The 15,804-nt window shown below is 64.5% G+C and carries 10 protein-coding genes; 8 read left to right on the top strand and 2 right to left on the bottom strand.

The window, feature by feature from the left end; genetic code table 11:
- Position 1 precedes the first annotated feature (1 nt).
- Positions 2-1,198, bottom strand: coding sequence for an acetyl-CoA C-acyltransferase (locus RE432_RS06000; protein ID WP_310932353.1), 1,197 nt, complete (start codon positions 1,196-1,198; stop codon positions 2-4).
- Between the two features lie 13 nt (positions 1,199-1,211).
- Positions 1,212-3,629, bottom strand: a complete 2,418-nt coding sequence (locus tag RE432_RS05995; protein WP_310932352.1) for a 3-hydroxyacyl-CoA dehydrogenase/enoyl-CoA hydratase family protein — start codon at positions 3,627-3,629, stop codon at positions 1,212-1,214.
- Between the two features lie 185 nt (positions 3,630-3,814).
- Here RE432_RS05995 and RE432_RS05990 point away from each other — a divergent pair, with 185 nt between their 5' ends.
- The 8 genes from RE432_RS05990 to mlaE all read left to right on the top strand — a co-directional run bounded on the left by RE432_RS05990 (position 3,815) and on the right by mlaE (position 15,799).
- Entirely contained in the window at positions 3,815-4,516 is a 702-nt protein-coding gene (locus RE432_RS05990) for a hypothetical protein (RefSeq protein ID WP_310932351.1), read from the top strand.
- A gap of 99 nt (positions 4,517-4,615) precedes the next feature.
- Positions 4,616-5,887: a carboxylesterase family protein gene (locus RE432_RS05985; protein ID WP_310932350.1), complete on the top strand. Its 1,272-nt coding sequence runs from the start codon at positions 4,616-4,618 to the stop codon at positions 5,885-5,887.
- 30 nt (positions 5,888-5,917) lie between these two features.
- Complete coding sequence (locus tag RE432_RS05980) at positions 5,918-6,880, top strand: tripartite tricarboxylate transporter substrate binding protein (RefSeq protein ID WP_310932349.1); 963 nt, start codon at positions 5,918-5,920, stop codon at positions 6,878-6,880.
- Positions 6,881-6,901: 21 nt separating this feature from the next.
- The gene (locus tag RE432_RS05975; protein ID WP_310932348.1) at positions 6,902-7,639 is read left to right on the top strand and encodes a sulfite exporter TauE/SafE family protein; all 738 of its coding nucleotides are present in this window, start codon (positions 6,902-6,904) and stop codon (positions 7,637-7,639) included.
- A gap of 275 nt (positions 7,640-7,914) precedes the next feature.
- Entirely contained in the window at positions 7,915-12,621 is a 4,707-nt protein-coding gene (locus RE432_RS05970; RefSeq protein ID WP_310932347.1) for a glutamate synthase-related protein, read from the top strand.
- Positions 12,622-12,632: 11 nt separating this feature from the next.
- Positions 12,633-14,096, top strand: coding sequence for a glutamate synthase subunit beta (locus tag RE432_RS05965; protein ID WP_310932346.1), 1,464 nt, complete (start codon positions 12,633-12,635; stop codon positions 14,094-14,096).
- A gap of 87 nt (positions 14,097-14,183) precedes the next feature.
- Positions 14,184-15,014: an ABC transporter ATP-binding protein gene (locus tag RE432_RS05960; protein ID WP_310932345.1), complete on the top strand. Its 831-nt coding sequence runs from the start codon at positions 14,184-14,186 to the stop codon at positions 15,012-15,014.
- A complete protein-coding gene (mlaE, locus tag RE432_RS05955; protein ID WP_310932344.1) occupies positions 15,011-15,799 on the top strand; it encodes a lipid asymmetry maintenance ABC transporter permease subunit MlaE in 789 nt (262 codons plus the stop codon). Before RE432_RS05960 ends, mlaE begins: the two co-directional genes overlap by 4 nt.
- The last annotated feature ends 5 nt before the right edge of the window (positions 15,800-15,804 follow it).

Below are 15,804 nucleotides of genomic sequence, written 5' to 3'. Positions count from 1 at the left end.
CCTATACCCGCTGGAATATGCCGGCCGCCCCCATGCCGGTGCCCACGCACATGGTCAGCATGCCGTAATCGAGCTGGCGGCGCCGCAAGCCGTGCACGACGGTGGCCGCGCGGATGGCGCCGGTGGCGCCCAGCGGGTGGCCCAGCGCAATCGCGCCGCCCAGCGGGTTGACGATGTCCGGGTCCAGGCCCAGGTCGCGGATCACAGCCAGCGCTTGCGCGGCAAAGGCTTCATTCAGTTCTATCCAGCCCATCTGGTCCAGTTTCAGGCCAGCCAGTTTCAAGGCATGCGGAATCGCTTCTTTGGGGCCGATGCCCATGATTTCGGGCGGCACCCCCTTGACGGCAAACGATACAAAACGCGCCAGCGGCGTCAGGTTGTGGGTTTTCAGCGCGCGCTCGGACACCACCAGCAGCGCGCCCGCCCCGTCGGAAATCTGCGAACTGTTGCCCGCCGTGACGCTGCCCCGGGCCGCGAACACGGGCCGCAGCCTGGCCAGCGCTTCCAGGCTGGTGTCGACGCGCGGACCTTCGTCCAGCGACACGGTGTGATGCTGGGCCTGAACCTTGCCGCTGTCCAGATCGGGCGTGCGCCGCACAACGTCGATAGGCAGGATCTCGTCGGCGAATTCACCGGCCTGCTGCCCCGCCAGAGCGCGCTGATGCGAGCGCAGGGCGAAAGCGTCCTGGTCTTCACGCGACACCTTCCATTGCGTGGCCACCTGTTCGGCCGTCAGGCCCATGCCGTAGGCAATGCCCAGGTTTTCATCGCGTGAGAAAATATCGGGGCTGAACGAGGTGCTGACCCCCATGGTGGGCACCAGGCTCATGGATTCGGTGCCGGCGGCGATGATGACGTCGGCCTCGCCCACGCGGATGCGGTCGGCCGCCATGGCAATGGCCGTCAGGCCGGATGCGCAAAACCGGTTGACCGTCACCCCCGCCACCGACGTCGGCAAGCCCGACAGCAGCGCGCCGATGCGGGCCACATTCAGGCCTTGCGGACCTTCCGGAATGGCGCAGCCCACGATCGCGTCCTCGATGGCGGCCGGGTCCAGGCCCGGGGTTTGGGCCAGCAAGCCTTTGATGACGGCGGCCAGCAGGTCGTCGGGCCGGGTGTGCGAGAGCACGCCGCGCGGCGCCTTGCCGATGGGGCTGCGGGTGGCAGCGACAATATAAGCTTGTTGCAAAGAGGTCATGTCTGATTCCCTATCAATTGCGTACGGGCTTGCCGGTTTTCAGCAGGCCGGCGATCCGTTCCTGGGTCTTGGGCTGCACCAGCAGCGCCAGGAAGGCCTCGCGCTCGCGCGCCAGCATCCAGGCCTCGTCCACCAGGGACCCTGGGTCGACATCGCCGCCGCACATCGCGTGTGCCACTTTTTCAGCCACCACGAAGTCGTAATCGGAGATGAAGCCGCCGACTTTCATATTGACCAGTTGGGCGGTCAGGGTGGCGATGCCGTCGCGCCCGGCGACGGGAAAGCGCTGCGGCAAGGGCGGACGCCACCCGCTGTCGGCCAGCGCGCGGGCTTCGCGCGCCGCCACGTAGAGCAGCTCGTAGCGCTGCATGACGATGGTGTCGGACGGTTGCAGGTAGCCGATCTTGCGGGCGTCGAGCGCCGAAGCCGAGACCTGCGCGCTGGCCACCGACAAGGCGAACTTCTTCACAAAGGCCAGCAAAGGCGCGTCGGGCGCGGCTTCGGCCTGCTGCTCGGCGGCCCGGCGCGCGCAGTAGCTCAAGCCGCCGGCGCCGGGCACCAGGCCAATACCGACTTCAACCAGGCCGATATAGGTTTCAAAGTGGGCAACCCGCTTGGCACAATGCACCGACAGTTCGCAGCCGCCGCCCAGGGCCATGCCCGCCAGCGCCGCCACCACGGGCACTTGCGCATAGCGCAGGCGCAGCACCATATCCTGCATTTCGCGCTCGATGGGTTCGACCGCCGCGGCGCCGCCCTGTTCAAAGGCAGGCAGCATGGCCTTCAGGTCGGCGCCCGCCGAGAACGGTTCATCCAGCTGGCCTATGACCAGCGCCTGGTAAGAGGCTTCCGCCAGATCGACGGCATGCACGATGCCGCGCACCACGTCCGGGCTGAGGGTGTGCATCTTGGTCTTGAACGACACGATGAGCACATCGCCCGGATGCGGGTCGGGCAGGGTCCAGCAGCATACGGCGTCGTTCTCATACACGATGTTTTGTTCAAGACTGCTGGTTTCGCCCACCAGGCGCGGCGCGCCGATCTGGCGTTCGTATACCGGCAGCGTGCTGCGCCCTTCGAAGCGCTTGTCGCGCGGGTTCCACGAACCCGCCGCCGTGTGCACCCCCCGGGCTTCCCAGACCGGCCCGCGCGTGACCCAGTCGGGCAGCGGCGCGCCGGACAAAGTCTTGCCGGCCTTGATGTCTTCTTCTATCCATTGGGCGACCTCGTGCCAACCTGCCGCCTGCCAGATTTCGAAGGGGCCTTGCGCATGGCCGAAGCCCCATTTCATGGCCAGGTCGAGCTGCCGGGCGGTGTCCGCGATATCGGCCAGATGCACCGCGCTGTAATGGAAGCTGTCGCGCAATACCGCCCAGACGAATTGGGCTTGAGGGTGATCGGACGCATGCAGCGCCTTGAGCTTCTTGGCCGGATCGCGCTCAGCCAACATGGCCGCCACCGCCTCGTCGACCTTTGCATCGGCCGGCACATAGTCTTGGGTGGCCGGGTCCAGGCGCTGTATGGCTTTGCCCTGCTTGCGGTAAAAGCCGGCACCGGTTTTCTGGCCCAGGGCGCCGTGTTCGATCAGCGCGGCCAGCGTGGGCGGGACGCCGAAATGGGCATGGAAGGGATCGTCGGGCAACTGGTCTTGCATGGTGCGGATCACGTGCGCCAGGGTATCCAGCCCGACCACATCGGCCGTGCGGAAGGTACCCGACTTGGCGCGGCCAAGCCGCGTGCCGGTCAGCTCGTCTACCTGCTCGTAAGTCAGGCCAAACCGCTCGGCCTGGGCAAATACAGACAGAATTCCGAAAACGCCGATGCGGTTGCCGATGAAGTTGGGGGTGTCTTTGGCGCGCACCACCCCTTTGCCCAGTTGCGACACCAGGAAGGTTTCCAGCACATCCAGCAAGGGCGGTTCCGTATCGGCCGTGGGGATGAGTTCGACCAGCGTCATGTAGCGGGGCGGGTTGAAGAAATGCACGCCGCAAAAACGAGGGCGCAGCGAGTCGGGCAGGGCTTGCGCAAGCTGGGTGATCGACAGGCCGGAGGTATTGCTGGCCACAATGGCATGGGGCCCGACGGCCGGCGCAAGCTTTTGGTACAAGTCGCGCTTCCAGTCCAGGCGCTCGGCAATGGCTTCGATGACCAGATCGCAGTCCGACAGCAAATGCAGGCCATCGTCGTAGTTGGCGGGCGTGATCAGGTCGGCCAGCTCGGGCGTGCCCAGCGGGGCCGGCTTCATTTTGCGAAGCTGGGCAATGGCGCGCTTGGCAATGCCGTCTTTATCGCCTTCTTTCGCGGCCAGATCGAACAGCACCACCGGTACGCCGGCATTGACGCAATGGGCGGCAATCTGCGCCCCCATGACGCCGGCGCCGCACACCGCCACCTTGCGGACATGAAAACGGACGGACTGATTCAACTGCATGGACAACCCCCTGGTATGGATATGCCGGCGAATACGCCGACAATGAAGCAAGGCAGCATGTTGCGTGCCGGAGGCTGGCCCGGCCGCGCACGCCCGCACGGGATGAAAACTTAGGTTAATTCATTATCGCCGAGGCTGCACGCGTTAGAATACATGGCCGACACCCGCTCTTGAACCTTGCCGCCATGGCCCGATTGCCACGCCTTTACGCTCCGCAGATCCCGCAGCTTGTACAAGCGGAATTTGCCTACCCGCTGGCAGCCGTCAACGACCCGACACCTGTTGCGCAACTTGACCAGTTGCTGGAATGGCTGCGGCAGGATGTGCGCAGCAGCCCGCTGGCCCTGCATGGCTGGCTGCTGCTGAACGACCGCATTACCTTGCTGGCCACCCCCGCGGATGCGCAAAGCATCTCGCGGCTGATACAGGGCCTGGGCCGGCGCATGGCCGCCGCCATGCGGCACGGCCGCGTCTTCACCGGCCGCTATCGCAGCGCCCTGATCGAGCCGGGCCAATGGCTGTTGCCCGCGCTGATCTGGCTGGAGTCCCTGCCCGTTCAGCTGCATTATGTGGACAAGGCCGAAAACTGGCCCTGGTCGTCGGCCGCCGGGCACACCGGGCTGCATACCCGCCACGACGCCTTGCTGACCGACCACGACGATTACTGGCAAGACGGCAACACCCCCTTTGCCCGCCAGGCCCGCTATCGCGAGCGCCTTGGCCATGGCCTGACCGCAGGACAAAGCCGCCGCATTCAGCAGGCCCTGTTCGGCCAATGGGTGCTGGGCGAAGCCGACTTTCTGGCGCGCGTGGCATCCCGCGCCACCCGCCGCATTGCCCCCGCCCCCCGCGGCCGGCCCAGAAAGGTCCAGCCGGAAACCGCGTAATACGCAACCCCAGGCCTTCTGCTGCCGAACGTCTTGGCGCAACCCGGCCTCCGCTGTTCATGTAATATGCCCAAGTATTCGAACAAGAAGGAAAAGGCAGTGGGAGACAAGGCAATACGCAGCACAACGCAACACGGCGAGGTCATAGGCTGCCGCGACAACGGCACGGCGGTATTCCGGGCCATACCGTATGCCGCGGCGCCCGTCGGGGCGCTGCGCTTTGAACCGCCCGCGCCGCCCGCCCCCTACGGCACGCGGGATTGCACCCAAGCCGGCCCATTGGCGCCGCAACTGCCCTCGCGCCTTGAAGACGTCATGGGCCCGCTGGACCTTCCGCAATCGGAAGACTGTCTGCACTTGACCGTCTGGACGCCCGGCATCGATCGCAAGAAGCGCCCGGTCGTCATCTGGCTGCACGGCGGCGCATGGCAAAGCGGCGGCGGCGCGCCCGACTGGTATTCGGGCGAAAAGCTGGCGTCGCGCGGCGACATCGTCGTGGTCGCGCCCAACTACAGGCTTGCCGCGCTGGGCTGGCTGTATATACCGGGCGCCACCGCCAACCTGGGCTTGCTGGACCAGGAAGCCGCCATTCAATGGGTTCACGACAACATCGCCCACTTCGGCGGCGATCCCTCTAACATCACCGTCATGGGACAGTCCGCCGGCGGTTCCTGCATCGCCGCCCTGCTCAACCGCAAGCCCCTGTTCCGCAAAGCAATCCTGCAAAGCGCATCTTTGGGCCGCGGCTTCCGGCCTGCTGCCGAGGCGGCGGAACTGGGCCGACGGGTACTAGATGCCGCCGGCGCGGCCACGCTGGAAGACGCACGCCGCCTGCCTTATCAAGACCTGCTCAAGGCGCAGCGCGCCCCTGCCGTGCTGGAAGCCCTGAAGTCGGATGAAATCGGCCGGGCGCTGTTCTGCCCTGTGGTCGACGGCGATGTGATTGCCGAACCCGTCGATGCCGTGCGCGAGAAAATGGCTGGCCACGCAGACGTCCTGATCGGCTATACCCTGAACGAAATGGCCGCCTTTCCAAACGTACGCATCGGGGAAGAGAGCCAGCGCGCAGGCGAGCAAGTCTTCGGCGCGCCCTCGATGGCGTGGGCCCGCCAAGCCAGGGACCAGGGGCGGTCCGCCTGGGCCTATCGCTTCGACTATGCGCCCACCGCGCGGTTCGGGGCCTGCCACTGCATCGAGCTTCCTTTCGTCTTCGACACCTTCAAGGCGTTCGGCGCCGCCCCCATGCTTGCCGGCAGCCAGCCTCACGACCTGCGCCGCATCAGCGACACGATGCAGCGCAACTGGATCAGCTTCATCCGCGATGGCGCTGTGGACTGGCCAGCTTATCCACACATCGAACTTATCAAGTAACCCTTGCCCCTGCCAATGCGGAGACACACCATGATCAAGAAAATACTGGGCAGCCTGTTGCTTGCGGGCACGGCCTGCCTGTCCACAGCCAGCTTTGCCGCCTACCCGGAACGGCCGGTGACCATTATTGTTTCCAATCCGCCAGGCGGCCCCGTGGATGTCATGTTGCGGCTGGTGGCGGAACGGCTGGGTGCCAAATGGGGCCAGCCTGTCATCGTCGACAACAAGCCGGGCGCCTCGGGCATCATCAGCACACGCAGCATCGTCGAAGCGCCCGCCGATGGCTACACCCTGGGCATGGTCGTGGCCTCGGCCGTTACCATCATGCCTTTCACCGTCAAGCAATTGCCCTTCGATCCGGTCAAAGACCTTACACCCATCTCCCTGGTGGCGCGTACGCCCTTCATTTTCATCGTCCCGCAAGACAGCCCCTTCAAGACCTGGAGCGACTTCGTCGACGCCACCAAGGCGCGCGACGTGACCATCGGCTCGTTCACCGTCGGGACCGCATTCCACCTGGTATGGGAGCAGACCTCGCGGCGGGCCGGCATTCAGGCCTTGTATGTGCCTTCGTCCTCATCCGGCAAAACGCAGAATGACCTGATCGGCGGGCAATTGGATATTGCGCTGGATGCGCCGTCCAGCGCCAAGGGCCTGATCGACGGCGGCCGTGTACGCGCCCTGGCCATTACCAGCCCGGAACGTTTCTCGGGCCTGCCCGACGTTCCCACCTTGAACGAATCAGGGCTGGATGGCTATTCGTCGCAGCCCTGGATCAGCCTGATGGGCCCCAAGGGCCTGCCGCAAGAACGGGTGGCGGACATCCGGACGGCCCTGGTCGATGTGCTGCAAGAACCCGCCCTGCAGGAACGCCTGGCCCTTCTGGGCATGATCCCCATCGGCAGCACACCCGAAGAACTGGCCAAAACCATCGCCGACGACCGCGCCGTCATGGAGCCCTTGATCCGCGAGCTCGATATCAAGCTGCAGTAAGGGCCTGTGCTCAGCGGCTCAATGACCATCGCCAGCTTATTCGCCGTCATACTGGCTGGTTTTTTGATTGGCGCCACGGGTATTGGCGGCGTGTTGCTGGTCCCCGTTCTGACAGGCATGGGAGGGGTCGCCGCAACGCAGGCGATTGCCGCGTCTTCTTTGGCCTTCGGGTTTCCCGGTGTCATCGCCTTGTGGTTTCTTCATCGTGACCGGAAGCGCTTGCGCGAGGCCCTGCCCGTGGTGATGGGCACCCTGCCGGGCGCGGTATTGGGCGCCCTGCTTGTGCATAGGTTCGACACCCGGGTCGTGCTGGCACTGGTCACCGCCACCATTTTCTTCGCGGGCTTGCGCGGCCTGCTCGGCAAGCGCATGGCGGCAGAAGAAACGACACAAGCGCCTGTGGCCGCAGCCCGGCTGGCCTGCATGGGCATGGTGGTGGGCATAGGATCCGCGCTGACCGGCACCGGCGGCCCGGTGTTGCTGATCCCCTTGCTGATGCTCTTTCATCAGCCGCTACGCCTGGCGATTGTGACCGGGCAGGCGGTGCAGCTGCCGATCGCCCTGGCGGCAGTGGCCGTACACGCGCGTGCCGGCAGCCTGGATTGGGTGCTGGGCTGCACCCTGGGCGTGATACTCGTGCTGGCGTCCTTGGCCGGACAATGGGCAGCCCAACGGCTTCGCGTCGGTCTTTTGCAATCGGCGCTCTCTGTTTTCCTGCTGCTTATCGGCTTTTGGTTTACTTACTTGCTGTTTCTGTAAAGGCTCTCCGCCACGCAAGCCGTCCGGACGTTGCCCCCAGGAATCAATTTTTTCAACGCTATTTTCAAGTTGAAATAATCGGTTGAGCCGCTTTTTCCTAACGGAGCAATAAAAAATATATATTTATATTAACTATTTAGATACGTCCCCTATTTAATATAAAGAAAATATACCCCTATTTAATTAGGGACGCACCCCTATTTTTTTTATTGCGCAAGCGCCCGGAATCGCAGTATCGTCAAATTCTTGCACTGCATCAATTTAGCGAGCCTGCCATGTCTCAGCCCCATACTTCCATTACGCTGCCCGACGCTGCCGCCCAAGCCAGCACCCACGGCCTGTACAGCCCCCATAACGAGCACGACGCCTGTGGCGTCGGCTTTGTCGCCCATATCAAAGGGCGCAAAAGCCATGCCATCATCCAGCAGGGGCTGAAGATCCTTGAAAACCTGGACCACCGGGGCGCCGTCGGCGCCGACGAACTCATGGGCGACGGCGCGGGCATTCTGATCCAGATTCCCGACGCGCTGTACCGCCTGGACATGGCCTCGCAAGGCGTGGAACTGCCTCCGCCCGACGAATACGGCGTAGCCATGGTCTTCCTGCCCAAGGAAACCGCCTCGCGCCTGGCCTGTGAGCAGGAACTGGAGCGCGCCGTGCGCGACGAAGGCCAGGTTGTACTGGGCTGGCGCGACGTCCCCATTGACTGCGACATGCCCATGTCCCCCACTGTGCGCGCCTGTGAGCCGGTGATCCGCCAGCTGTTCATTGGCCGCGGCCCCGACATCATGGTGCCCGATGCGCTGGAGCGCAAACTGTACGTAATCCGCAAGACCGCCAGCCACGCCATCCAGCACATGCAACTGGCCCACGGGCAGGAATACTTCGTGCCGTCGATCTCCGTGCGCACGGTGGTGTACAAGGGCCTGCTGCTGGCCAACCAGGTGGGCAGCTACTACCGCGACCTGGCCGACACCCGCGCCGTGTCGGCGCTGGCCATGGTGCACCAGCGCTTTTCCACCAATACATTCCCGGCCTGGCCCCTGGCCCACCCCTACCGCATGATCGCCCACAACGGCGAAATCAATACGGTCAAGGGCAACTTCAACTGGCTGCGCGCCCGCGAAGGCATGATGCAGTCCGCCGTGCTGGGCGCCGACCTGCCCAAGCTCTACCCCATCGTCTACGAAGGCCAGTCGGACACGGCCACCTTCGACAACTGTCTTGAGCTGCTGGTGATGTCGGGCTATTCGCTGGCCCACGCGATGATGATCATGATTCCGGAAGCGTGGGAACAGCACGCCGACATGGACGAAAACCGCCGCGCGTTCTATGAATACCACGCGGCCATGATGGAACCCTGGGACGGCCCCGCCGCCGTGGCCTTTACCGATGGCCGCCAGATCGGCGCCACGCTGGACCGCAATGGCCTGCGTCCCGCCCGCTACCTGGTCACCGACGACGATATGGTGATCATGGCGTCCGAGGCCGGCACGCTGTCGATTCCGGAACACCGCATCATCAAGAAATGGCGCCTGCAGCCGGGCAAGATGTTCCTGATCGACCTGCAGCAAGGCCGCATCATCGACGACTCGGAAATCAAGTCGCAGTTGGCCAATACCCGGCCCTACCGCCAATGGATCGAACGCCTGCGCCTGAAGCTGGAAGCCCTGCCCGCGCAGAATGCAGAAGCCCCGCACAAGTCCGAAACGCTGCTCAAGCGCCAGCAGGCCTTCGGCTGGACGCAGGAAGACTTCAAGTTCGTGCTGCAGCCCATGGCCGCCAACGGCGAAGAAGCCACCGGCTCGATGGGCAACGATGCGCCCCTGGCCGTGCTGTCCAACCGCGCCAAACCCTTCTACAACTACTTCCGGCAGTTGTTCGCCCAGGTCACCAACCCGCCCATCGACCCCATACGCGAACAGCTGGTGATGTCGCTGGTGTCCTTCATTGGGCCCAAGCCCAACCTGCTGGACATCAACAATGTGAATCCGCCGCTGCGCCTGGAAGTTTCGCAGCCGGTGCTGGATTTTGCCGCCATGGCGCAAATACGCCATATCGCCGGGATCACGTCCAACAAGTTCCGCAGCCTGGAAATGGACATCACCTACCCCACCGCCTGGGGTCCGGACGGCATCGAAGCCTGTTTGGCCGGCCTGTGCGCCAATGCCGCCGACGCCGTGCGCAGCGGCTACAACATCCTGATCATCACCGACCGCAAGGTCGACAGCGAACACGTGGCCATTCCCGCCCTGCTGGCCACATCCGCCATCCACCTGCACCTGATCCGCGCCGGCCTGCGCACCAATACCGGCCTGGTGGTGGAAACGGGCTCGGCCCGCGAGGTGCACCACTTCGCCCTGCTGGGCGGCTTCGGCGCCGAAGCCATCCACCCCTACCTGGCGCTGGAGTCGCTGGCGGCCCTGCCCCAGCCCGACACCGCCGTCAAAAACTATATCAAGGCCATCGGCAAAGGCCTGAACAAGGTCATGTCCAAGATGGGCATTTCGACCTATATGTCGTACACCGGCGCGCAGATCTTCGAGGCGGTCGGCCTGCATTCCAGCCTGGTCAACAAATACTTTACGGGCACGCCCAGCCATATCGAGGGCATCGGCATTTTTGAAGTGGCCGAAGAGGCGCTGCGCGTGCATACGTCGGCATTCAGCGCCGACCCGGTCCTGGCCAATGCGCTGGACGCCGGCGGCGAATACGCCTGGCGCGTCCGGGGCGAGGAACACATGTGGTCGCCCGACTCCATCGCCAAGCTGCAGCACGCCGCGCGCGCCAACAACTACAGCACCTATAAAGAATACGCCCAACTGATCAATGACCAGTCGCGCCGCCACATGACCTTGCGCGGCCTGTTCGAGTTCAAGGTCGATCCCGCCCGCGCCATCCCCCTGAACGAAGTGGAGCCGGCCAAAGAGATCGTCAAGCGCTTCGCCACGGGCGCCATGTCGCTGGGGTCGATCTCGACCGAGGCGCACGCCACGCTGGCCGTGGCCATGAACCGCATCGGCGGCAAATCCAACACCGGCGAAGGCGGCGAAGACGAGCTGCGCTACCGCGCCGAAATGCGCGCCGGCAAGCCCACGGTTCGCAAGGGCGATACCCTGGCGTCCTTCCTGGGTTCGGACCGCATCGAGGCCGACGTGCCGCTGGCTGCGGGCGATTCGCTGCGGTCCCGCATCAAGCAGGTGGCCTCCGGGCGGTTCGGCGTGTCGGCCGAATACCTGTCCAGCGCCGACCAGATCCAGATCAAGATGGCGCAGGGGGCCAAGCCCGGCGAAGGCGGCCAGCTGCCCGGCCACAAGGTGTCGGAATATATCGCCAAGCTGCGCTACTCGGTGCCCGGCGTCGGCCTGATCTCGCCCCCGCCGCACCACGACATCTATTCGATCGAAGACTTGGCCCAACTCATACACGACCTGAAGAACGTGAATCCGCGCGCCTCGATTTCCGTGAAGCTGGTATCGGAAGTGGGCGTGGGCACGGTGGCCACCGGCGTGGCTAAGGCCAAAGCCGATCATGTGGTCATTGCCGGCCACGACGGGGGCACAGGCGCTTCGCCGGTGTCGTCCATCAAGCACGCCGGCACGCCCTGGGAACTGGGCCTGGCTGAAACACAGCAGACCCTGTTGCTGAACAATCTGCGCAACCGCATCCGCGTGCAGGCCGACGGCCAGATGAAAACCGGCCGCGATGTGGCCATCGGCGCCTTGCTGGGCGCCGATGAGTTCGGTTTCGCCACGGCGCCGCTGGTGGTCGAGGGCTGCATCATGATGCGCAAGTGCCACCTGAATACCTGCCCTGTGGGCGTGGCCACCCAAGACCCCGTCCTGCGCAAGAAATTCAGCGGCAAGCCCGAGCATGTCGTCAATTACTTCTTCTTCGTGGCCGAGGAAGTCCGCGAAATCATGGCCCAGTTGGGCATACGAACCTTCGACGAACTGGTCGGACGCGTCGACCTGCTGAACATGCGTCCCGGCATCGAGCACTGGAAGGCGCAAGGCCTGGACTTCAGCCGCGTTTTCCATGCGGTGCCCAGCAGCGCCCCCCTGTATCAAACCGACACGCAGGACCATGCCCTGGACCATGCCCTGGATCATCAACTGATCGAGCGCAGCAAGGCGGCCATCGAGCGCGGCGAAAAAGTCTCGTTCATCACGCCGGTGCGCAACCGCAATCGCACCATCGGCGCCATGCTGTCCGGCGTGGTGGCGGCCCGCTATGGCCACGAAGGCCTGCCCGACGACACCATACACATACAGTGCAACGGCACGGCCGGGCAAAGCTTTGGCGCCTTCCTGGCGCACGGCATCACGCTGGACCTGGTCGGCGAAGCCAACGACTATGTCGGCAAGGGCCTGTCGGGCGGCCGCATCGTGGTCCGCTCGCCCAATGACTTCCGCGGCTTTGGCCCCGATCACATCATTGCCGGCAATACCGTGCTGTACGGCGCGCTGTCGGGCGAAGCCTTTTTCAATGGCGTGGCCGGCGAGCGCTTTGCCGTGCGCAACTCGGGCGCGGCCACGGTCGTGGAAGGCACGGGCGACCACGGCTGCGAATACATGACGGGCGGCACGGTGGTCGTGCTGGGCGCCACCGGCCGCAACTTTGCCGCCGGGATGTCGGGCGGCGTGGCCTATGTGTGGGACCCGCACAACACCTTCCGCCCATCCTGCAATCTGTCCATGGTCGAACTGGAGCGGGTCGTGCCCCACGACGAGCAGTTCGAACAAGGCCAGGTCGAGACCTGGCACAGCGCGGTGCGCGGCGGCGAGCGCGAAACCGACGAGGCGATCTTGCGCCGCCTGATCGAAGATCACTACCGCTATACCGGCAGCTTCCGTTCCCGCGACGTTCTGGATAACTGGAACCAGTCCCGCCAGGCCTTTGTCAAGGTCATGCCGACGGAATACCGCCGCGCCCTGGGCGAGCTTTGGCGCGCCGCCAACCCCCAACAAATTGCTGCCTGAGGAAAATGAACATGGGCAAAGTCACCGGCTTTCTTGAATTCCAACGCGTCAAAGAAACCTATGAGGCGCCGCAACTGCGGCTGAAGCACTGGAATGAATTCGTCAACACCCTGACCGACACCGAGGCCAAGCAACAGGGCGCGCGCTGCATGGACTGCGGCATCCCCTTCTGCACCAGCGGCTGCCCGGTCAACAACATCATTCCCGACTGGAACGACCTGGTCTACAAGCAGGACTGGCGCCGTGCGCTGGACGTGCTGCACTCGACCAACAACTTCCCGGAATTCACCGGCCGCGTGTGCCCCGCCCCCTGCGAGGCCGCCTGTACCCTGAACATCAATAACGAGGCGGTGGGCATCAAATCCATCGAGCACGCCATCATCGACAAGGGTTGGGCCGAAGGCTGGGTCGTCCCACAGCCGCCCACCCGCAAGACCGGAAAAAGAGTGGCCGTCGTCGGCTCGGGCCCCGCCGGGCTAGCCTGCGCCCAGCAGCTGGCGCGCGCCGGCCACTCGGTCACCGTGTTCGAGAAAAGCAACCGCGTCGGCGGCCTGCTGCGCTACGGGATTCCGGACTTCAAGCTGGAAAAAAGCCATATCGACCGCCGCCTGGCGCAGATGGAGGCCGAAGGCGTGGAGTTCTGCCCCTCGACCTATGTAGGCGCCCAGGAGCACGCCGAAGAAGGCCTGAACGTCCGCACGCCCGAATCGCTGCAGGCCGAGTTCGACGCCGTGGTGCTGACCGGCGGCGCTGAAAACCCGCGCGACCTGCCCGCGCCGGGACGCGAGCTGCGCGGCATCCATTTCGCCATGGACTTCCTGCGCCAGCAGAACAAGGCCACCAATGGCGATCGCCTGAGCAAGCAGATTTCAGCCAAGGGCAAGCACGTCATTGTGATCGGCGGCGGCGATACCGGTTCGGATTGCGTGGGCACCAGCAACCGCCAGGGCGCGGCATCGGTCACCCAGTTCGAGCTGATGTCCAAGGCCCCCGACGTCGAGGACAAGCCGCTGACCTGGCCATACTGGCCCATCAAGCTGCGCAGCTCCTCGTCGCACGAAGAAGGCTGCGAGCGCGATTGGGCGGTGGCCACCAAGGCTTTTGAAGGCAAGGGCGGGAAGGTCGAGAAACTGATCGCCTCGCGCGTGGAATGGTTCAAGGACAAAGCCACCGGCCAGATGAAAATGCGCGAAGTCGAGGGCTCGCAGTTCGAACTGCCCGCCGACTTGGTGCTGCTCGCCATGGGCTTCGTCTCGCCCGTCAAGAACGTGCTGGATGCCTTCGGCATCGATCTGGACGCGCGCGGCAACGCCCAGGCCAATACCGACGACTACGCCACCAGCGTAAATAAGGTATTTGCCGCCGGCGACATGCGCCGCGGGCAGTCGCTGGTGGTCTGGGCCATCCGCGAAGGCCGCCAGTGCGCCAAGGCCGTCGATGCCTTCCTGATGGGGAGCAGTGTGCTGCCGCGCTAAGCGGCTTGGGCGGGGCGGCATCCAGGCCGCTTTCATTGCGGGGCGAAAAGGATACAATGCAAAGCTGATTGCCAAGCCGCCGTGCCTATGAACTCAACCTCTGCCAACGACGACCCCATCGTAAAGTTCAATAACGTAGCCTTGGGCTACGGCGACTTTACTGTGCTGCAAGACATCGACCTTGAGGTCCACAAGGGCCAGGTCGTGGCCATGATGGGCGGCTCCGGTTCGGGCAAGACCACCTTGCTGCGCGCGGCCACCGGCCAGATCAGCGCCCAGCGCGGCACCATTCGCGTCTTCGGCAGCGACATGGCGCAGGCCAGGGGCGAACAGCTGCGCGAACTGCGCCAGCGCATGGGGGTGCTGTTCCAGCAGGGCGCCCTGTTCACGGACCTGAACGTGTTCGAGAACGTGGCCTTTCCCTTGCGCGAGCATACCCAGGTATCTGAAAGCCAGGTCGTGGAACGCGTGCTGGACAAGCTCGACGCCGTGGGCCTGCGCGCCGCGGCTCACCTGAAGATCTCGGAAATATCCGGCGGCATGGCGCGGCGCGTGGCCCTGGCCCGGGCGATCGTGCTCGAACCCGAACTGATTCTGTACGACGAGCCCTTTGCCGGGCTGGACCCGATCTCGCTGGGCATTACCGCCCAACTGATCCGCAACCTGACCGACCGCCTGCACTGTGCCTCTGTATTGATTACGCACGATGTGGCCGAATCCTTCGCCATCGCCGACCAGGTCTATGTGGTGGGCCAGGGCAAGCTGATCGCCAGCGGCACGCCGCGGTCGCTGTCCGACTCGCAAGACGCCTATGTGCGCCAGTTCCTGGACGGCGCGCCCGACGGCCCCATCGCTTTTCACTACCCCGCCACGCCCGCCTTCCAGGCCTGGCTGGATCAACACGGCAAACGCTCATGACATCGCCTGTTCAATCGATCTCAAGGCTGGGCGCGCGGGTCCGCAACGGCATCAGCGGACTGGGGGCTTTCATGCGCCTGGCCGGCGCCATCCTGGCGCGCAGCAGCGTCGCGCTCAAGCGGCCCGGGCTGGTCTCGCAGCAAATTCACTTTATCGGCAATTATTCTTTGTTGATCATTGCCGTCTCGGGCCTGTTCGTGGGCTTTGTCCTGGGACTGCAAGGCTATTACACGCTGAATCGCTACGGTTCCGAAGAGGCGCTGGGCCTGCTGGTGGCCCTGTCCCTGACGCGCGAATTGGGCCCCGTCGTGACCGCCTTGCTGTTTGCCGGGCGCGCGGGCACATCGCTGACGGCCGAGATCGGCCTGATGAAAGCCGGCGAACAGATCGCCGCCATGGAAGTCATGGCGGTGGACCCCATACGCCGCGTGCTGGTGCCGCGCTTTTGGGGCGGCGTGGTCGCCATGCCCATCCTGGCCGCCGTGTTCTCGATGGTGGGCATTATTGGCGGCTGGATCGTGGGTGTGCTGCTGATCGGCATCGACCCGGGCGCCTTCTGGTCGCAAATGCAGAACGGCGTGGATGTTTTCAAGGATGTGCTCAACGGCGTCGTCAAGAGCGTGGTGTTCGGCATTGCGGTCACGCTGATCGCCCTGCACGCGGGCTGGACGGCCAAGGCCACGCCCGAAGGGGTGTCGCGCGCGACCACGCGCACCGTTGTCAGCGGCTCGCTGGTCGTGCTGGGGCTGGACTTCATATTGACCGCGCTGATGTTCAGCAACTAACGTAA

Origin of the sequence: Pusillimonas sp. SM2304 (genome assembly GCF_031628915.1) — a bacterium.
Lineage (GTDB): Bacteria > Pseudomonadota > Gammaproteobacteria > Burkholderiales > Burkholderiaceae_B > Pusillimonas_C.
Note: the sequence above shows the minus strand (reverse complement) of the source record. Positions and strands in the feature narration are given on the sequence as shown.